Below are 18,721 nucleotides of genomic sequence, written 5' to 3'. Positions count from 1 at the left end.
TTTCTACATATATAGTTATTTGTGAAATAAAAAACTTCATCCCTAAAATAGGACGAAGTTGAATTCGCTGTACCACCTATGACATAAAACTTTAAAACATAAATATATTATACTCCTTAACGCAGAAATACGAAAAAACCTAATAAACATGATTCTAGTTGTTCAGATTTTTAACTCTCAGGTGATATTCCCCAAGTCTTCCGGCAAATTTCCACCATTACCATTTGCTCTCTTTTAGCGATAAAACTAGAGTACTTTTCCTGGTCAAAGCTTTCAATAAACTATCAATATTGTATAATTTCCTTACTATTATATTATACACACTTTTTATTGTCAACTTTTTATAACATTCCCAATGCCTTTAATATGCCATTGGCTACCCCCTGGGCAGCTTTCTGTCTGCCCGCATCAGTCCCTAAAATAGATGCATCTTTAGAATTTGTTAGAAATCCTAATTCTGTAAGCACAGTAGTCATTTTCGTATTTTTTGTTATATAAAGCCACCTGCCGTCTTTCAAGCCTCTATTGTAAGTTCCAATAGCATTCACAAGATTCTGCTGTATAAGTAAAGCCAATCTTTGACCTTCACTATTTCCTAAATAATACAGGGTTTCAGTACCTTCCGCTGCATTACTGGTAACGGCATTTGTATGAATAGACACCATATATTTGGCCCCTGAATTATTTGCAGTATCACATCTTCTCTGAAGACTTTGAATAACAGTAAGAGAACTTGTATTTCTCTCATCTTTGCTCCTCGTATAAATTACATTTACTCCATTTTTCTCCAATATTTCACCAATTTTTAATGCTACACTTAATGTAACATCGTCTTCCTGATATCCATTTCCACTAGAACCTACATCATCACCTACTCCATGACCTGGATCCAGTACAATTACAGGTTTATTTGAATTTGAAGATTTATTTGGAGTCTGCGGTTTATTCTGATTCTCAGCAGGATCTCGAATTATAAGCTTTAAAGAAGCTAAAATTCCATTTGCAATAGCTTTAGCACTTTTATCTTGAAAATCTGAAGTAGCCATCAGACTGCTTTCTGACTGATTTGTCATAAAGCCTAAATATACCATAGCAGAAGGTATTTTCGATTCATTTAACAAATCTTGATTTGATTGGCCCTCTTTTATACCTCTATCTATGGAACCTGTAGAACTTATAAGTTGTTTCTGAATACTTTCAGCTATATCCTTAGATTGAGCAGATGTTGAATAGTATGTTTCTATTCCTTTTACATCCTTATTATACGAATAAGCATTTGTATGTATACTAACAAACTCATTGGAATTGGCCTTATTTGCAATATCTACACGAGATTGTGTATCCTTTTGCGTATCACCAGTTCTTGTATAAACTACATTCACTCCATTTTTCTTCAATATTTCTCCTGTTTTTAAAGCAACTGATAGGTTTATATCCTTCTCCTTTATTCCTGAATCAGATATTCCCCCACTGTCATCTCCACCATGCGAGGCATCGATTGTAACAGTATATTTATTATTTAAATTATCTTTATTAGATGAATCATCTTTTTTTGTATAAAACTTTAAATTTACGTCTTTCTCTAGTATATTCCCAGTTGCAGTTTTAACTCCACTTTTAACAGTTACGTCATATGCTTGTCCATATTGGTAATTCCCAACTGGCGCAATATCTACAATACATCTATTATTTTCAACAGTCAAATTAGTTTGAACAATATTACCACCTGAATCTTTAACCACTATAGTCGAACTATTTACGCTGCTTTCATCTAATTCCTTATTAAAAGTTATCTTCCATACCTTGTTAATTTCCACATTATTTCCTATAGTTGCTCCATTATAATTACTTGCTGCATACACACTGCATTTGAAAGAAACCAGGAAAAGAAATATAAAAGTTAGAATAACAAAAATATTATAGAAATTACTTTTTCTCAAACAATCACCTCTTTCACAACATAATTAGCTTAATACAACTTTTATTATAGTATAAAATCTACTAGAATTATACTCTAAAAGGTTATTTTTCTAATTACAAATTTGAAATATGTTATAATACTTGTAAAACTAAAGTAGGAGGTAATCTTTATGAAAATAACATATCTTGCCCATTCCAGCTTTATACTTGAAAGTTCAAATGGTACAAAAATTTTAACAGATCCTTTTGATACTACGATAGGTTACAAAATATTTGAAGGAGATGTCGATATTGTAACCATAAGCCATCATCACTTTGATCATGATTATGTTGAAAAAATAAAATGTAAAAATATTATAGACAAAACAGGACATTTTAATTTTGAGAACATTTCTATAACAGGTATACCATCCTATCATGATAAGATAAAAGGTGCTAAAAGAGGTAAAAATACAATTTTTATAATAGAAATAGATAACTACAGAGTCTGCCATCTTGGAGATCTAGGATACGTATTATCAGAAGATGAAGTTTCAGCACTAGGAAGCATAGATGTACTTTTTATTCCCGTAGGCGGTAATTTTACTATAGATGGTAAAGAAGCTGCGAAAGTATCTTCTGCAATAAATCCCCACATAGTAATACCTATGCATTATAAAACTCCTCTTTTATCTTTTGAATTGGATGGTCTTGAAACCTTCTTGAAACATATGAAAAATGTTGAGAATGTAAGTTCTAACTTCTTAAACCTAAAGGAAAAACTAACATGCTCAAATAAAGTTCAAATATTAGAATATAAAAAGTAAAAATACCTGTGTAAAATTTACACAGGTATTTTTCTAGCTATGTTCTACATGCTCCAAACCCGCATTGAACAATTGATTTATATGTTGATCATCCAAAGAGTAATATACTTGTTTTCCTTCTTTCCTAAACTTTACAAGATGTGATGACTTTAATATACTTAGCTGGTGTGATATAGCAGATTGACTCATATTAAGCACAGCTGCTATATCACACACACATAATTCCTTTTTAAACAAAGCATATATTATCTTTATCCTAGTATGATCTCCTAAAACTTTAAACAGAGAAGATAATTTTAAAAAAATCTCCTCGGGAAGCATACTATTCTTAACAATATCTATGCATTCCTCATGAATTTCATTACAAGAACAGACTTCTATTTCTGAATTACTTTCCATAATATCACTTCCTTATATGAAGTATCAAAATTGCATTAATATTATGCTTTGAGAATTTAAACTTGCTTGCACATCTATAATCCTCTGGTTACTGGATCCTCTAAATCTAAGTGAGGCACCCATTTTATCTTTATCAAATTTTCCATCTACAAGTACATCTACATTTTTAAGGAGATTCATACCGGATCCTTGAGACATATTATCAAGTATATACTCAAATTTATACCCTGTATAACACCATATATTTAATTTTAGTTCTTTAATCTTTTCAGCCATATAGCCAAAAGCCTCTATTTGATAAAAAGGATCTCCACCTGAAAAAGTAACTCCTTTTATCATAGGATTCTCAGAAATATCTTGAACTAGGTCATTTATATTTTTTAATTCGCCACCTTTAAAATCATGAGTGGATTGGTTAAAACAACCTTTGCAATTATGTCCACATCCTTGAGCAAAAAATACTCTCCTAAGTCCAGGTCCATTTACCAGACTTTCGTAAGCAATTCCCGCCAATCTAACAAATTTATCTTTCATAATATTTTCTCCTACTTTTAAAAATAAATTCTTTTCCCTGTAGACTGTGATATTCTATCTTTTCTCTCCGCCACTTTTCCTTCTCCAAACCTCTCATCTAATGAAAGATAACCTGTAACTCTCGATATACCCTGAAAATTACTATTTCCACACTTAGGACAAATATTTTCATCATGTACATAAGTTCCACAGTCCTTGCAGTATCTTATGTGAAAATTTATACCTATATAGCTTATGTTGGTTCTAGTATAAGCATAATTTATTATATCATAAACTACATCCTCCGATGGATAGTCATCAAGTTCTATATAACTTATATGTCCTCCGTTGCATAATTTATGATAAGGTGCTTCAATATCAATTTTATTTTTTATGGATATAGGAAAATTTACAGGTACGTGATAAGAATTGGTATAATAATCTTTATCTGTAACCCCTTTAATTTCCCCAAATACTTTTTTATCTTTAGCTATGAATTTGCCACTCAGACCTTCTGCAGGAGTAGCATAACAACTCCAGTTGAGATGGGTCTCTCCTGTTAGTTTATCAGTATAATCCCTAATATAATTTACAATTTTCAGTCCAAGTTTTCTTGCTTTTTCACTTTCTCCATGATGCTTTCCCGTGAGTGCTTTAAGTGCCTCAGCAAGTCCAATAAATCCTATTGCCCATGTTCCCTGTTTTAATATTGGTTCTATAGAATCCTCTTCTCCTAAATCTTCAGCTCCTTTCATAAGTTTCTGTCCTGCAACAAAAGGCAGATCTTTCACTTTTAATTTCTTTAATGTATTATATCTATGAATTAAAGATTCTTTTGATAAATTCAACCTATCATTTAAAAGTTTGAAAAATTTATCTAAATTTCCCTTAGATATAATTGCTATTCTCGGAAGATTAATAGTTGTCGGAGCTATATTTCCCCTTCCTTTTGGACCAGCCTCACCATTTACATTAGAACATACATATGTTCTACATCCCATAGTTGATGGAATTATACCTTGGTCATAATAAAACTTATTGAAATTAGCATCCATATTCATAAAAGTAGGATTCATTCTCTTTGCTGCTACTCTACAGGCAATTCTAAACAGATAGTAATATGGATCTCCCTCTTTTTTGTTGACACCATCCTTTACTCTAAATATTATGTTTGGAAATATAGGCTGTTCACCTTGTCCAAGTCCTTTTTCATATTCAGTCAAAAATACTTCACATATAAGTGCTGAATCTTTAGTCCTAGGTATACCTAAATTAATAGAACTAAATGGAACCTGAGATCCTGCCCTGGAGTGCATGGTATTTAAGTTATAAATTATACCCTGCATAGCTTGCTCTATGCTTCTTCTAAGCTTTTTTTCGGATATTTCACCTATTTTATCTTCTCCCACTTCCAGCTCTCTTAAATCTTTTATTATTTCCTGTCTAGTGGGCTCAATAAAAATGGACATATCATTATCAAAATCCGGATGAGATTGTCCCCCAAACATATCATTTTGTGATGATTGAAGTAATATACATGAAAGTTCAGCCGCCGATTCTATCCTCTTAGGATATCTAATATATCCATAACCAGTATTAAATCCTTTCAAAAGTATCTCTTTAGTAGGTATATGCAGACAATTAACACTTAAATTATAAGAATCAAGATCATGATAATATATATCTCCATTTTCATGTGCTTTTGCTAAATATTTCGGCATTTTAGCCAAATTGTGCCATTTATTTGATTCGCTTGCTATTCTTAGAAGTTTAGAACTATAATTATTTCCAACATTTGCATTGTCTCTATCTGTTTCTATTCCTATTTTATCAATAGCTTTCATAAGTTCTGACTTTATTTCCCTTATATTGTTTCTATCCCTTCTATAATTGGAATATGCAAACCCTATTTCAGTATATCCTCTTCTCATAAGGACTTCTTCAACTATATTTTGTATATCCTCTACATTTATTTCTTGTAAATTTAAATTTTCTATGTGCCTTATAACCTTCTGAGTTAGATCAATGAATTCACTTTCTTTTAGATCATAACCTATTTCATCAGAAGATCCCTTTATGGCATTAGTTATTTTAATAGAATTAAATTCTACTTTTCTTCCATCTCTTTTTACAACATGTAGCATACAATGCTCCTCCTAAATACTATATATTGTGTAACAATGTAATTATACTATTCAATTACTGGAATATCAATTTATATAAAATGCCACATACATCAATTAACAAATCTAAGTTAAACCTGCCTTCAAATATCTTATTTTAATTACGAAATTATACTTTTTAGAATAATTAACTATATATTTCACAAAATAATTATATCCAAAGATTTTTAAACATGCTAAATTATTATACTACATTAATCAATTAATTAAAAATATCTTTTATTATGAGGAGAGAAACAATGAAAGGTAAAATAATAGAAGCAACCTCTACAGAAGCTGTTATAGCTTTAATAGATGGAACAACACTAAGTATTGCGATATCACAATTACCTTACAACTGCAAAATAGGCGATAAAATAGATATAGAACCATCTCAAATGAAAATGACAGGAAAAAGTTTTATAAATATATCAACACCTCCTATTTGTTGAATTATATGTATTTATATACTATAATTATATTAATGCTAGGGGTGCTTTTTAAAGCTGAGAAATATTTTATTAACCCTTTACCTGATCTGGATAATACCAGCGTAGGGAAGCTAATTTATATTTAATATATTCTTATTATATTTTATAAAAGTTGGATTTTACTTTTTAGGTACCTCAAAGCATATGTTTAAGGAGGTATCTTTTATTATGTTTCTATTAAAAAATCTTACAGAAATAAGTTCACATCCAAGTTCTCTATTTGCACTTATAGCTCTAATTGCCATTATTATATTTATTGCTAAAGTGAAAAAGATATGTTTTTCAACCCAACTTATAACCCAGATAGGTATTGCTTTGGCTCTCGCTACTATACTTAAAATATTTAGAATATATCATTTCCCCCAGGGAGGAAGTATAACCCTTGGTAGCATGGTGCCTATATTGCTTATGGCATTTCTATATGGACCTGAAGTAGGCTTTTTAACGGGGTTCCTATATGGAATTATAACTTTAATTCTTGATCCTTACATACTTCAGCCCGTACAAGTTTTATTTGATTATCCACTTCCTTTTATGGCACTTGGCATAGCCGGTTATTTTAGTAATCACAAACTGCTAGGTACAGCAGCCGCGATATTTATGCGGTTCATATGTCATTTTATATCCGGAGTTTTATTTTTTGGAAGCTTTGCTCCAAAAGGAATGTCTCCTGTAATATATTCAATATCATTAAACGGAAGCTTTATGCTAATAGAAGGAATTATATGTATAGTCATAATAGCTGCACTTCCCTTTAGACAGCTGGAATCTATTTTAAAGAAGAAAACTTTTCATAATTCTATTAATAAATAGAATTTTAAAAGCTGTGCAAATTTTGCACAGCTTTTAAAACTACTCTATAAAATTATTCTTCTATGGATATTGCACTTACAGGACATCCATCTCTTGCATCCTCTGCTGAATCCTCTGAAGTACCGGGCACTTCACTTACCAAAGTTCCAGCTTTTCCATCGTCTTCCATTGTGAAGACCTCTGGGCATGCACTAGGGCACATACCACAACCTATACAGAGATCTTTATCCACTACTGCCTTCATAACATTCACCGCTTTCTTAATAAAATTAACAATATAATTGTTTGTTAATTTTATTAAGAATATACATATATTCACAAAATTTAATTCTATATTTTCAATCTGGTCATAAAATTATCAACTAAATTATTATAATCTGGAGATTTAGATATGTACTGTTCAACTTTTCCTTCTTCCATTTTACTTACAAGTTCTAAATCCATGGGTATTTCATCAAGAAGTGGTAATCCCAAATATGCAGCCTGTTCACTAGCAGATTTTTCACTAAATAGTCTTATTTTTTCATTACAGTTTCTGCATTTTACATATGACATATTTTCCACCGCTCCAATTATATTTATATTCATCTTTTCAGCCATTATAACAACCTTTTTAACTATCATTGACACCATATCCTGTGGAGTTGATACAATTACAATTCCATCCAAAGGTATATCCTGCATTATAGTAAGTGCTACATCTCCTGTTCCCGGCGGCATATCTATAAGAAGATAATCTAGATCGCCCCATTCTGTGTCAGAATACATCTGCGTTAATACACCTGTAATTACAGGTCCCCTCCATATAACCGGCTGTTCTTCTTTTTCAGTTAAGAGATTTAATGATATGACCTCAATTCCCAAATGTGTATTCACAGTAGAAAACTTTACATCCTGGCTATTATTTGTAGTAATTATCTTTGCCCTTTCCTCATTTATTCCAAAAAATCGCGGCATGGATGGTCCTGTTATATCCCCATCCAGAACGCCTACCTTATATCCCTTGTATCTCAACTTTATCGCAAGTGATCCTGTAACAGTTGATTTTCCGACTCCTCCTTTTCCACTCATAATTCCTATTATATGCTTGATATGACCAAACTTTGGGACCATCTTCGAACATTTATTTTTATTATCTACATTGCAATTTGAATTGCCTGGACAATCATCACAATTACTCATTTTCCTACTACTTCCCTTCATGAATATATTATACCTTAAAAATCCTAATAAACATTATAGCATATTCTAAAATAAAAAAAGTTCCCTTTCAATAAATAAACTTGAAAGGAAGGCAGTTTAATTGTATTTTAAAGTCTTCACCACAGTTTTAAAAATATCAGACATATTTTCCTTAAAATCTTCTTCTTTCACAAAGAAAGAAAACCTATAAAACTCATCACCGTTTTTTATAAAATATTCTTCTCCTATATAACTGCCCCCAACTGATTTTGTAATATCATATTTAAGTAGATACCCTTTTCTTTTATCTAAATCTATATTTTTTAAGGAGTAATATTTATATAGATTTTGTTTATCAGATATTATTTTACTGTTTTTTAAAAATGTCTTTAAATCTCCATTTAACTTCCATACTTGGAAAAATCCTCTTATTTTATCATCCTTACTTTCAAAGTCAGTATGGCATAATATCTCATCTCCAAACATATTCTGTTTTCTAACCTGCCATTCAGATGGGAGCTTATATTTTATCCTACCATTTAATTCTGTATATTCAGATAGAGAATTCACATCATTTTGAATTAAGGATGTAAACTTCAATCTGCTCTCAAAACCCTTTGCAAACCCCAGAATTAAAATCATAATTCCTATTAAAATAATTGTAATTCCTAATTTTTTTCTATTTATTGTTACTATCTGCATATACTGTCATCTTTTACTGGGATATCAACAGTTCCTGTTCTAAAGTCATAAAACATAAGCCAGTATCCCAACTTATTTTTACCTTTTTGAGGAATCCATGTTACAAAGCCAGATCTACCCCCATAAGGTTGCTCTTCCTTATTTTTTGTACCCGGTATTCCATAAATTATATATTTTACATTTTTATTTTTATCATACTTATATCCAATCAAGAAATGATAATAATTTTCTATATAATTATAATAGGCTGTCATAGGATAATAAACAAATGTATACTTATTATAATTAGTCACATCCTGCATATCTTGTATAGACCTTGCAGGTACCTTATACCATTTGCATCTTTTTAACTCCTTACTTATATTCGAGGTTTCTTTAAATCCTTCTATCAGATCCTCAAAAAAATTGTCTTTAGCTTCTTTTCCATGTACTCTATAATTTTTCTGAAATTCCATAGATGAATTATCTACATATATTTCATCTTCATCCTCAAATTCTTTAGCCTCATTAACATCTATATCTTTATTGCTGTGTTCATTCCTAATTCTTTTTAATTCTTCTTTGTCTTTATTTTCTACAAGATCAGATATCTTATTTGTCAGCTGTTCTGACTTTTGTTTTAGACCATTACTATTATTATCTTTATTAGTGTCCTGAGCCTTTTTTTCTTTATTTAATTCATTTTTCTTTTCAGCATCTTTTGTATTGTCCGGTTCAGTATTACTTTTAGGTTCTTTATCCTTGCTCTTTTTAGCTTCTATATTCTCTTCGTACTTATCAAATATGCTCTTGTTTTCAGATTCTTTTCCCTTCTTATCATCTTTTTTATCTGTAATGGATTGATTCTGTTTAGATTTTGGTTTACTGTTAATCTTAGCTTTATCCTTTATGATATCAAAAGATTTCCATTCAGGAACTTCCATACTTGCAAAACCACTCATGACAGATATTATATTATTATCCAAGATTCTGGCAACTGCCGCTCCAGATACTTTATCTATAGATATATCACTATTAGATATATTATTTACTGGATATTCATAACTTATATCCGCTCTGCCATAATCGTCTATGTTCATTTCACCGATATTGATCATTTTTTTTGTATCTTTTTTATTACATATAAGTATCATGTAGTAAGGGGTTTTATCCTTTTTTAAATTCTGTACATAATAGGATATCTTACATTTATCATTTTTAGTTTCCAATTTGGCATATCCCGAGGCTATTTTATCAGAAGCTAAAGAGTATCCCTTTTCGTCTTCCTGCAATATTATAAAGTATCTACTATAACTCTTTTTTTGTGCCAATTTTTCCATACCTCCATATATTTTATTCATTATAATATATGAGGTAACTTTCAAAAAGTGAACAATTACTTTTTATTTAGTATAATTAATTACGATAATTCATATATACAATCAGATAATTTCCCAAATTCTTCAAGTGAAAGTGTCTCTCCTCTGCGCTTTTGATCAATACCTGAAATCTTAAATACAGATTCCATATCTACCTTTGAAATTTTCATCGGCTTTAAAGCATTCCATAGAGTTTTTCTCCTCATATTAAAAGATAATCTTACTACTTTAAAAAATAAAGTCCTGTCTTTTACTTTTATTTTTGATTCATGGAGCTTCTTTAATTTTATTACAACAGAATCAACCTTTGGCCTTGGAATAAAAGAAGCAGGGCTCACTTTCCTAATAATATGTACATCACAATAATACTGTACCAAAACAGATATGGCTCCATATTCCTTACAGTTTGGTTTTGCTGCTATCCTTTCTCCAACTTCTTTTTGAATCATCACTGTCAGAGAATCAAACTCAATATTATTATTTAAAATTTTTGATATAATAGGTGTAGTAATATAATAAGGTAAATTAGCTACGAATTTTACGTTACTATGATTTTCTATTAATTTGGAGTAGTCTATTTTTAGGGCATCTCCATGTATTAATTCAAAATTGGGAAAATCCTTTAGTTCTTCTTTTAAAATTGGAATTAACTTTGAATCCAGTTCTATAGCACATACTTTATCTGCTATTTTTAATAGTCTCCTTGTAAGTGTACCTACTCCAGGTCCTATCTCTATAATCAGATCTCTACTTGATACTTCCGAACTATTCAATATATCATCCAACACTGAATCATCTATTAAGAAATTTTGTCCTAAGTTCTTTGAAAATCTAAATCCATATTTATTAACAATGTCTTTTGCAGAAAAATTCTCCATATCATATCTCCCTACGTTTGTTCATCCTATTTATAGCCTCTCTAAATTCATCCTTTGTAATTCCATAATTATTTAATCTCTTTAAGAACTGTGAAGTATTGGCATATCCTATGCCAAGTTCCTTACCAAGTATATTCCTCTTTTCTTTTGATCTTCTACCCCCTGTAAGTCCAAAAAAAATCATATCATCTATATTAAATTCATTTCTTTGTTCTTTTTCTTCATATTTAGCATTCTTAAGTGCCCTTCTTATAATCTCGGGTGAAGCATTCTCCACACCTATGTCTCCATCTTTAGTACCATCTTTTTGTGATATATAGGCATGTTTTATATTCTTTACCCTTTTTGAAATGATTTTTCTAATTTTTTCCCCGGCAAAATCAGGATCTGTCAATATTATTACACCTTGTCTCTTTTGTGCCTCTTTTATTTTATCAATAATTCCTTTATTTATTCCAAAACCACCTACTGCTATCAATTCAGCATCAACTGCCTTCTTTACAGCAGTTATATCATCTCTACCCTCAACTACTATAACTTCCTTAATCATATCAAAAAAATCCTCCATAAAAATTAGAATGAAAAAAATAGGAGCAAAAAGCTCCTACTCAGCGACATACACATTAACCCATTTTACTCCCCAGTTATTTGCCTCCGAGTTAGAATTAAAGAACAAATCTATCCTATTTCCCTTAATGGCACCACCGGTATCCTCTGCTATAGCATATCCATATCCATCTATATAAAGTTTTGTACCTAATGGTATTACTCTAGGATCAACTGCTACTGAACTACTATAACTAGTTCTTCTTGCCATAGTGCCTGTAGCTGTTATGCCAAATCCTGGATCTCCAGGTCTTTTACCTGTACTAATATAATCTGCAGTATATGCAGTAGCTCTCATTTTAAATGATCTGGCATAAGAAAAGTTTCCACCTCTTGAAAGAGCATAATTTGACATTGTTCCAATAGCAACAACTTTCTGCACTGGATGTCTTTTAACTATTTGACTTACTATCCTCCTAGAGATTTCTTTCCCATTTTCATATATAATTCTAGTCACAGTCTCATTTTCACCATTTTGTCCTTCTTGCAGAATTTTCTTACTTCCTCTCTTCATACTTTGATCATTTCTAATAATCGTCTCATATTTTATTGGGTTAATTTCTTTTATGTCTTTACTTTCAACCCTAGTCACAACCACTTTTAATCCATTTTTTAATTTAGTATCCCCAATTGGAGAAACTCTATCCAAATTATTTAACTTAACTTTTTCTGATCTTAGCATGTCAAATATATTATCTTCGGCAGAATTCAATGTGAGTTTCTTTCCATCAACCTGAACATCCACCTTAACTGCTTTTTTAATGGACAGCTTTCCATTATCATAAATTTTACTATTTAGACTAGGTGTTACCTTATCCTTAGGTCCTACTTTAATTTTATTATCATTCAATACCTCTACATAAGTATTACTAAATGTGGCTATCTTTTTATCACTACCGTCTACTGAAATTATTACTGTTTTTCTCATACTAAAAACCACTGCAATCAAAATTACCGCTAATACAGTTATAATAACTGATGCTGTTCTAGGACCATTGGAAAAATATTTGTTTACGTATGACTTTAACTTTTCCACCATAAAAAATACCTCCTCTGGGTAGAGCGACATACAACATTATAAACATAACATTTATTTATGTCAAATAATCACTCAAACTTAACTGCTAAATGCATCCTATGCATAATAAAAATAATAAGATAATTATTTATGATTCCAAAATTATTGCATAGCAGATACCCATAGATATTTAACAAGTGAAAACTAGCATAGATTATAAAATTATTCTATTATAAGACTATGCTTTAAGTTTGTATTTATTACTAAATAAATTTTTCTTACCATTTTACACTATTTTTTTAAATTAAGCAAGTTTTTAATATTTGAAATAGTTATATTACTCAATTTCTTACTGTCTATATTTTTTATCTCAGCTATTTTTTTTATAATAAATTCTATATACTCCGATCTATTTCTACTGCCTCTAAGTGGAACTGGTGCCATATATGGACAATCTGTTTCCACAAGTATTCTATCCAATGGAACTTCTTTTGCCACTTCAATTATCTTTCTTGCATTTTTAAAGGTAACAACACCTGTAAATCCTATATAATATCCTAGTTTAAGACATTCTTTTGCAAATTCAACACTTCCAGAGAAACAATGTATTTCCCCCTTTACATCATTAAAACTTTTTATTATATCTAACGTATCTCCATGGGCTTCTCTATCATGTATAATTACAGGTAGCTTCAACTTTTGTGCGATTTCCATTTGTTTTACAAAAACTTTCTTCTGTACATCTACAGGAGGGTTTTCTTTATAGTAATAATCCAGTCCAATTTCTCCAATTGCCATGACCTTTGGATTTTCAGCTAAATTTATAATTTCATTTGAAACAGATTCCGAAAATTCATTTGAAAACTCTGGATGTATTCCTACTGCCGCATAAAAAATATCATATTTATTGGCAAGATCTACAGAATATTTTGCCCCTATTATTGATGAACCACAATTCAGCACTCCTACAATTCCATTTTCTTTAAGCTGTTTTATAATTTCATCTCTATCCCCGTCAAATTCCCCATCATCATAATGAGCATGTGCATCAAATATGTTAAATTCCATATCAAACTCTCCTTCCATAAATAATTGTTTAATAATATAAATATCATTATAGCTTAATACAGTTTTAATTTCATTCATAAATATAGTATACTTGTTTATATACTTTAAAGCAGGTTTCTTGAGTTTATCAAAAATTATATTATAGTATTAATTCAAAATACAAAGGAGTGTTTTTACAAATGACTAGTCTAAAAGGCCAGGCACTATTAAGAAATCCATTTTTAAACAAGGGAACTGCCTTTACAATGGAGGATAGGACTAAATATGAACTTACTGGACTTATACCAAATTCATTCAGGACAATAGATGAGCAGGAAAACTTGGCCTATAACAGATCTAAAAATTTTGACAATAATCTTGAAAAACATCTTTATCTCATGAATATATATGACACAAATCGAACTTTATTTTATTATCTGATTGGAAAGCACATTGCTGAATTCCTACCAATAATCTACACTCCAACCATAGGAGATGCCGTAATAAATTATTCTAAAAATTATAATACTCCCAAGGATGCAGTATTTCTCTCTGTAGACCATCCGGAAAATATAAAAAAATCCATTATATCATCTTTAAATGACTTAGATGAAATAAAATTGATTGTTGTAACCGATGGAGAAGGAGTTCTTGGAATAGGTGACTGGGGCATACAAGGAGTAGATATCTCAATTGGGAAACTGGCCGTTTATACTGTTGCAGCAGGTATCAATCCTCAAAATGTTTTGCCTGTAGTAATAGATGCCGGAACCAATAATGAAAAACTTTTAAATGATTCAGTGTATCTTGGAGCAAGACATAAAAGAATTCAGGGAGAAAAATACTACAATTTTATAGATAAATTTGTAAAAATATGTATTGAACTTTTCCCTGAAGTTCTTATACACTGGGAAGACTTTGGACGCAAAAATGCCAGAAAAATACTTGAAAAATACAGATCAAATATATGCACTTTCAATGATGATATCCAAGGCACTGGAGTAATGATGGTATCGGCAATGAATGCCATAGCTAAAATTACTAAAATACCCGTAAAAGATCATAAAATATTGGTATTTGGGGGCGGTACAGCTGGTGTAGGTGTATCCGATCAAATATTAATTGAAAAAGTTCGATCCGGTTTGTCAGAAGAAGAAGCTAAAAAACATTTTTATCTTGTAGATCGTCAGGGATTGTTAATTGAAGATATGAACAATCTTACAGAAGGCCAGAAAAGATATGCCAGATCAAAAAATGAATTCAAAGAATCATTAACTGACCTGGTTGAAATAGTTAAAAAAATTAAACCTACTGTAATAATTGGAACTTCAGGAGTACACGGAGCATTTACTGAACAGGTTGTAAATGCTATGGCTAAAATCAATGAAAGTCCTGCCATTATGCCTATTTCAAATCCTACAAAGCTCTGTGAGGCAACTGCAGAGGACATGATAAAATGGAGTAATGGCAGGGCATTGGTGGTTACAGGAAGTCCATCTGATCCTGTAAAATACAGAGGAATTACTTATACAATAGGTCAGGCCAACAACGCACTGCTTTATCCTGGACTTGGTCTTGGAATAATAGTTGCCAAATCAAAAATAGTTACAGACGGTATGTTGTCTGCTGCTGCACATGGAATTGCTTCTCTTCAAGATCTTTCCAAACCCGGTTCTCCTATTCTACCGCCTGTAGAAAAGCTCAGAGAAGCTTCAAAACTTGTAGCAATTGCCGTTGTAGAAGAAGCTGTCAAAGAAGGCATAAACCGTAATCCAATAAATGATGCCAGAGAAGCGGTAGAAAAAGAAATCTGGGAACCTATGTATGAATAAAATTTAGTTTTATAAGTGTAAAAAGGGTTCTTAGCTGAACCCTTTTTACATGAATTTGATACTTTTATCTTACAACACTTCCTGTATCCAGCTCTCCGGATATAGTAGCAGTAAATAATTTACTTTCATCATCAGATGCAGCTGAAAGAATCATACCCTGTGAAATTTCACCCTTTAGCTTTATAGGTTTTAAATTTGCAACTACTATAACAAATTTTCCTACAAGATCCTGCGGTTTATAATATTTGGCAACTCCAGAAACTATCTGCCTCTCTTCACCACCCAAATCAACCTTAAATTTAAGAAGTTTATTTGAACCTTTTATAGAATCACACTTGATGACTTTAGCTATTCTTAAATCCAGTTTGTCAAAGTCATCTATACTTATTTCATCCTTTATTGGAATTGTATTGACATCTCTACATGTTTTTTTCTGATGTTTCTTCAACCTATTTAATTCTTCTATCTTTTTATCTACATCTATCCTAGGAAATAGTGGATTCCCTCTATTTATCTTTGTTCCAGATTTTGTTTCTCCAAAATGCTTTATACTATCCCAGGATACAGATCCGATATTCAATTGTTCATTTATATTCTTACTAGTATATGGCAAGAACGAAGAAATACAGACAGAAACTATCCTTATACTTTCCGCAAGATTATAAAGCACTGTTCCAAGCCTTTTTCTCTTGTTTTCATCTCTTGCCAGTATCCATGGCATAGTTTCATCAATATATTTATTTGATCTTCCTATAAGTTCCCATATACTGTCCAAAGCCTCTGGTATTCTAAGCAAATTCATGTTATTTTCTACCTTTTCAGGAACCTTCACTGCCAGGTTTTTAAGCTCCTTATCTACAGGATTTTCTTCAAGAGGCTCTGGTATTATACCCTGAAAATATTTTTCTATCATGGCACATGTCCTGGAGAGAAGATTTCCAAGATCATTGGCAAGATCAGAATTTATTTTGTTTATGAATATTTCGTTGTTGAATAACCCATCAGCTCCAAATGGTATTTCCCTGAGAAGATAATATCGTACAGGATCAGTTCCAAAATTATTTACTAAAACTACGGGATCTACTACATTTCCTTTGGATTTTGACATTTTCCCACCATCTACCAGAAGCCATCCGTGTCCAAATACCTGTTTGGGAATTGGTAATCCGAGAGCCATAAGCATTATAGGCCAATATATAGTATGGAACCTGAGTATATCTTTTCCAACCAGATGTAAATCTGCTGGCCAGTATTTTTCAAACTCTTCCGTATTATTGCTTCCATATCCAAGTGCAGTTATATAATTCGCAAGTGCATCTATCCATACATATACAACATGCTTATCATCAAAAGTAACTGGAATTCCCCAATCAAATGAAGTTCTTGATACACATAGGTCCTGAAGTCCCGGCTTTAAAAAATTATTTATCATTTCATTCTTTCTGGATTCAGGCTGTATAAATTCAGGATGTTCTTCAATATATTTTATGAGTTTTGGAGCATATTTAGACATTTTAAAAAAGTATGCTTCCTCCTTTGCCTTCTCAACAGGCCTCCCACAATCCGGACAATTTCCATCAACCAACTGTGTTTCCGTCCAGAAAGACTCACAAGGCGTACAATACCAGCCTTCATATTCACTTTTATATATATCTCCTTGATCATATAATTTCTTGAATATTTTTTGAACCGCTTGAACATGATAACTGTCAGTAGTCCTTATAAACTTGTCATAACTTATATTCATCATTTTCCAGAGTTCTTTTATTCCACTCACTATTTCATCTACATACTCTTTTGGAGTAACACCCTTAGCTTCTGCCAGTCTCTGGATTTTCTGTCCATGTTCATCGGTTCCAGTTAAAAGCATAACATCATAACCCGTCAATCTCTTAAATCTTGCAAGTGCGTCTGCTGCTACTGTTGTATAGGTATTTCCTATATGAAGTTTTGCTGATGGATAGTAAATAGGTGTTGTAATATAATAAGTTTTTCTCTTCATTTTGTTCTTCCTTTCCATTGAATACTATTAAAATTAAAAATGCCTCTATATAAAATCAAATTTTATATAGAGGCATAACTAAACACTTTACCACTCTATTTTATTTTTACCTCACGGTAAAAACCTCACTAAGTAACTATCATTACCTTACAGTATAACGTCTGTAATACCGAATCACCTTAGTAAGTTTTCAGGCAATCTGCTCCAGAGCCATATTCATAAAACAACCCAGCCGCCAGCTTTCACCTATATACTGACTCTCTTTCGACTTGTTGATTCATTACTCTTTCCTTCATAACATTTAATAATATAATAGATTATATTATTTACCTTGTCAACATAATCTATGCAGAAATTTCTCTGTATTTTTTTTCTATATTCTTTAAGTCTTCCAAAAATAACTCATTTTTATTCGCATCCCTCAAAATAGCTGAAGGATGAAAGGTGGCTGTCATATAAAATCCTTTTCTTTCCACCCATTTGCCCCTGTCTCTTGTAATCCTCCAATCCACACCAAGTACATATCTCATGGCAGTAGCACCCAAACACACTATAATTTTTGGTTTTACAAGTGCTACCTGATTTCTTACATAGGGCAGACACATTTTTGCCTCGTCCTCATATGGTGTCCTATTTTTTTCAGGCCTGCATTTACATATATTACATATATAGTAATCCCTTTTTCTATAAAGATTAAGTTCTTCGAGATATTTTGTCAAAAGCTGTCCTGCCCTTCCTACAAAAGGGAGTCCAATCCTATCCTCATCGGCGCCTGGGGCTTCACCTATAAATATGATATTTGCTTTAGGATTGCCATCTCCAAAAACCATATTAACCCTATTATTACTTAATATGCATTTATGACAGCCTGCACATTCTTCATAAAGTTCTTTCCACTTAAGCAATTTTATTCACTCCATCAAATATAATATATGAATTTATATATATTATACATCCATGTATTAAAATATACAATTTATGCTGCAGTTACA

General features: G+C 31.4%; 18 protein-coding genes, 1 riboswitch and 1 other annotated feature. Of the genes, 4 read left to right on the top strand and 14 right to left on the bottom strand.

Going from position 1 to position 18,721, the window contains the following annotated elements:
* Positions 1 to 45 precede the first annotated feature (45 nt).
* Positions 46 to 277, bottom strand: a binding site (T-box leader).
* 64 nt (positions 278 to 341) lie between these two features.
* Positions 342 to 1,940: an N-acetylmuramoyl-L-alanine amidase gene (locus ACSVC9_RS15275; protein ID WP_446898258.1), complete on the bottom strand. Its 1,599-nt coding sequence runs from the start codon at positions 1,938 to 1,940 to the stop codon at positions 342 to 344.
* Positions 1,941 to 2,090: 150 nt separating this feature from the next.
* On the opposite strand from ACSVC9_RS15275, the gene ACSVC9_RS15270 reads away from it, so the two are divergent.
* The gene (locus ACSVC9_RS15270; protein ID WP_446898257.1) at positions 2,091 to 2,726 is read left to right on the top strand and encodes an MBL fold metallo-hydrolase; all 636 of its coding nucleotides are present in this window, start codon (positions 2,091 to 2,093) and stop codon (positions 2,724 to 2,726) included.
* A 33-nt stretch (positions 2,727 to 2,759) separates the two neighbouring features.
* Here the strand turns inward: ACSVC9_RS15270 and ACSVC9_RS15265 are convergent, their stop codons facing one another.
* Genes ACSVC9_RS15265 through nrdD form a run of 3 tightly spaced genes read right to left on the bottom strand, consistent with a single transcriptional unit; the run spans position 2,760 to position 5,782 of the window.
* A complete protein-coding gene (locus ACSVC9_RS15265) occupies positions 2,760 to 3,125 on the bottom strand; it encodes an ArsR/SmtB family transcription factor (protein ID WP_446898256.1) in 366 nt (121 codons plus the stop codon).
* 24 nt (positions 3,126 to 3,149) lie between these two features.
* Positions 3,150 to 3,659: an anaerobic ribonucleoside-triphosphate reductase activating protein gene (gene nrdG / locus ACSVC9_RS15260; RefSeq protein WP_446898255.1), complete on the bottom strand. Its 510-nt coding sequence runs from the start codon at positions 3,657 to 3,659 to the stop codon at positions 3,150 to 3,152.
* A 17-nt stretch (positions 3,660 to 3,676) separates the two neighbouring features.
* Entirely contained in the window at positions 3,677 to 5,782 is a 2,106-nt protein-coding gene (gene nrdD, locus ACSVC9_RS15255; RefSeq protein ID WP_446898254.1) for an anaerobic ribonucleoside-triphosphate reductase, read from the bottom strand.
* Positions 5,783 to 6,060: 278 nt separating this feature from the next.
* Between nrdD and ACSVC9_RS15250 the strand changes: the two genes are divergently transcribed.
* Positions 6,061 to 6,252 (top strand): hypothetical protein, encoded by a 192-nt coding sequence (locus ACSVC9_RS15250; RefSeq protein WP_446898253.1) that lies wholly within the window; start codon positions 6,061 to 6,063, stop codon positions 6,250 to 6,252.
* A 27-nt stretch (positions 6,253 to 6,279) separates the two neighbouring features.
* A riboswitch (TPP riboswitch) is annotated at positions 6,280 to 6,377 on the top strand.
* A gap of 82 nt (positions 6,378 to 6,459) precedes the next feature.
* The gene (gene thiT / locus ACSVC9_RS15245) at positions 6,460 to 7,104 is read left to right on the top strand and encodes an energy-coupled thiamine transporter ThiT (RefSeq protein ID WP_446898252.1); all 645 of its coding nucleotides are present in this window, start codon (positions 6,460 to 6,462) and stop codon (positions 7,102 to 7,104) included.
* Between the two features lie 52 nt (positions 7,105 to 7,156).
* Here the strand turns inward: thiT and ACSVC9_RS15240 are convergent, their stop codons facing one another.
* The 8 genes from ACSVC9_RS15240 to ACSVC9_RS15205 all read right to left on the bottom strand — a co-directional run bounded on the left by ACSVC9_RS15240 (position 7,157) and on the right by ACSVC9_RS15205 (position 13,916).
* Positions 7,157 to 7,348, bottom strand: a complete 192-nt coding sequence (locus tag ACSVC9_RS15240) for a ferredoxin (protein ID WP_446898251.1) — start codon at positions 7,346 to 7,348, stop codon at positions 7,157 to 7,159.
* A gap of 86 nt (positions 7,349 to 7,434) precedes the next feature.
* A complete protein-coding gene (locus ACSVC9_RS15235) occupies positions 7,435 to 8,286 on the bottom strand; it encodes an Mrp/NBP35 family ATP-binding protein (RefSeq protein ID WP_446898250.1) in 852 nt (283 codons plus the stop codon).
* A 117-nt stretch (positions 8,287 to 8,403) separates the two neighbouring features.
* Complete coding sequence (locus ACSVC9_RS15230) at positions 8,404 to 8,988, bottom strand: PsbP-related protein (RefSeq protein WP_446898249.1); 585 nt, start codon at positions 8,986 to 8,988, stop codon at positions 8,404 to 8,406.
* Positions 8,979 to 10,298 (bottom strand): DUF7922 domain-containing protein, encoded by a 1,320-nt coding sequence (locus ACSVC9_RS15225; RefSeq protein WP_446899878.1) that lies wholly within the window; start codon positions 10,296 to 10,298, stop codon positions 8,979 to 8,981. Before ACSVC9_RS15225 ends, ACSVC9_RS15230 begins: the two co-directional genes overlap by 10 nt.
* A gap of 89 nt (positions 10,299 to 10,387) precedes the next feature.
* Positions 10,388 to 11,224, bottom strand: coding sequence for a 16S rRNA (adenine(1518)-N(6)/adenine(1519)-N(6))-dimethyltransferase RsmA (gene rsmA / locus ACSVC9_RS15220; RefSeq protein WP_446898248.1), 837 nt, complete (start codon positions 11,222 to 11,224; stop codon positions 10,388 to 10,390).
* 1 nt (position 11,225) lies between these two features.
* A complete protein-coding gene (rnmV, locus tag ACSVC9_RS15215; protein ID WP_446898247.1) occupies positions 11,226 to 11,774 on the bottom strand; it encodes a ribonuclease M5 in 549 nt (182 codons plus the stop codon).
* 54 nt (positions 11,775 to 11,828) lie between these two features.
* Complete coding sequence (locus ACSVC9_RS15210) at positions 11,829 to 12,869, bottom strand: 3D domain-containing protein (RefSeq protein ID WP_446898246.1); 1,041 nt, start codon at positions 12,867 to 12,869, stop codon at positions 11,829 to 11,831.
* 270 nt (positions 12,870 to 13,139) lie between these two features.
* Positions 13,140 to 13,916, bottom strand: a complete 777-nt coding sequence (locus ACSVC9_RS15205; protein ID WP_446898245.1) for a TatD family hydrolase — start codon at positions 13,914 to 13,916, stop codon at positions 13,140 to 13,142.
* 179 nt (positions 13,917 to 14,095) lie between these two features.
* Here ACSVC9_RS15205 and ACSVC9_RS15200 point away from each other — a divergent pair, with 179 nt between their 5' ends.
* Complete coding sequence (locus ACSVC9_RS15200; RefSeq protein WP_446898244.1) at positions 14,096 to 15,727, top strand: NAD-dependent malic enzyme; 1,632 nt, start codon at positions 14,096 to 14,098, stop codon at positions 15,725 to 15,727.
* Positions 15,728 to 15,791: 64 nt separating this feature from the next.
* On the opposite strand, the gene metG is transcribed toward ACSVC9_RS15200, so the two are convergent.
* A complete protein-coding gene (metG, locus tag ACSVC9_RS15195) occupies positions 15,792 to 17,729 on the bottom strand; it encodes a methionine--tRNA ligase (protein ID WP_446898243.1) in 1,938 nt (645 codons plus the stop codon).
* 344 nt (positions 17,730 to 18,073) lie between these two features.
* The gene (locus tag ACSVC9_RS15190; protein WP_446898242.1) at positions 18,074 to 18,634 is read right to left on the bottom strand and encodes a uracil-DNA glycosylase; all 561 of its coding nucleotides are present in this window, start codon (positions 18,632 to 18,634) and stop codon (positions 18,074 to 18,076) included.
* Positions 18,635 to 18,721 lie beyond the last annotated feature (87 nt).

The organism is Clostridium sp. LBM24168, from assembly GCF_052953915.1.
Note: the sequence above shows the minus strand (reverse complement) of the source record. Positions and strands in the feature narration are given on the sequence as shown.

What these genes read in the sequence shown, in the direction of transcription:
- ACSVC9_RS15250 (WP_446898253.1), top strand. Translation starts at nt 6,061, where the DNA reads ATGAAAGGTAAAATAATAGAAGCAACCTCTACAGAAGCTGTTATAGCT.
- ACSVC9_RS15265 (WP_446898256.1), bottom strand. Translation starts at nt 3,125, where the DNA reads ATGGAAAGTAATTCAGAAATAGAAGTCTGTTCTTGTAATGAAATTCAT.
- ACSVC9_RS15205 (WP_446898245.1), bottom strand. Translation starts at nt 13,916, where the DNA reads ATGGAATTTAACATATTTGATGCACATGCTCATTATGATGATGGGGAA.
- ACSVC9_RS15235 (WP_446898250.1), bottom strand. Translation starts at nt 8,286, where the DNA reads ATGAGTAATTGTGATGATTGTCCAGGCAATTCAAATTGCAATGTAGAT.
- nrdG (WP_446898255.1), bottom strand. Translation starts at nt 3,659, where the DNA reads ATGAAAGATAAATTTGTTAGATTGGCGGGAATTGCTTACGAAAGTCTG.
- ACSVC9_RS15270 (WP_446898257.1), top strand. Translation starts at nt 2,091, where the DNA reads ATGAAAATAACATATCTTGCCCATTCCAGCTTTATACTTGAAAGTTCA.
- ACSVC9_RS15240 (WP_446898251.1), bottom strand. Translation starts at nt 7,348, where the DNA reads ATGAAGGCAGTAGTGGATAAAGATCTCTGTATAGGTTGTGGTATGTGC.
- nrdD (WP_446898254.1), bottom strand. Translation starts at nt 5,782, where the DNA reads ATGCTACATGTTGTAAAAAGAGATGGAAGAAAAGTAGAATTTAATTCT.
- metG (WP_446898243.1), bottom strand. Translation starts at nt 17,729, where the DNA reads ATGAAGAGAAAAACTTATTATATTACAACACCTATTTACTATCCATCA.
- rnmV (WP_446898247.1), bottom strand. Translation starts at nt 11,774, where the DNA reads ATGATTAAGGAAGTTATAGTAGTTGAGGGTAGAGATGATATAACTGCT.
- ACSVC9_RS15230 (WP_446898249.1), bottom strand. Translation starts at nt 8,988, where the DNA reads ATGCAGATAGTAACAATAAATAGAAAAAAATTAGGAATTACAATTATT.
- ACSVC9_RS15200 (WP_446898244.1), top strand. Translation starts at nt 14,096, where the DNA reads ATGACTAGTCTAAAAGGCCAGGCACTATTAAGAAATCCATTTTTAAAC.
- ACSVC9_RS15210 (WP_446898246.1), bottom strand. Translation starts at nt 12,869, where the DNA reads ATGGTGGAAAAGTTAAAGTCATACGTAAACAAATATTTTTCCAATGGT.
- thiT (WP_446898252.1), top strand. Translation starts at nt 6,460, where the DNA reads ATGTTTCTATTAAAAAATCTTACAGAAATAAGTTCACATCCAAGTTCT.
- rsmA (WP_446898248.1), bottom strand. Translation starts at nt 11,224, where the DNA reads ATGGAGAATTTTTCTGCAAAAGACATTGTTAATAAATATGGATTTAGA.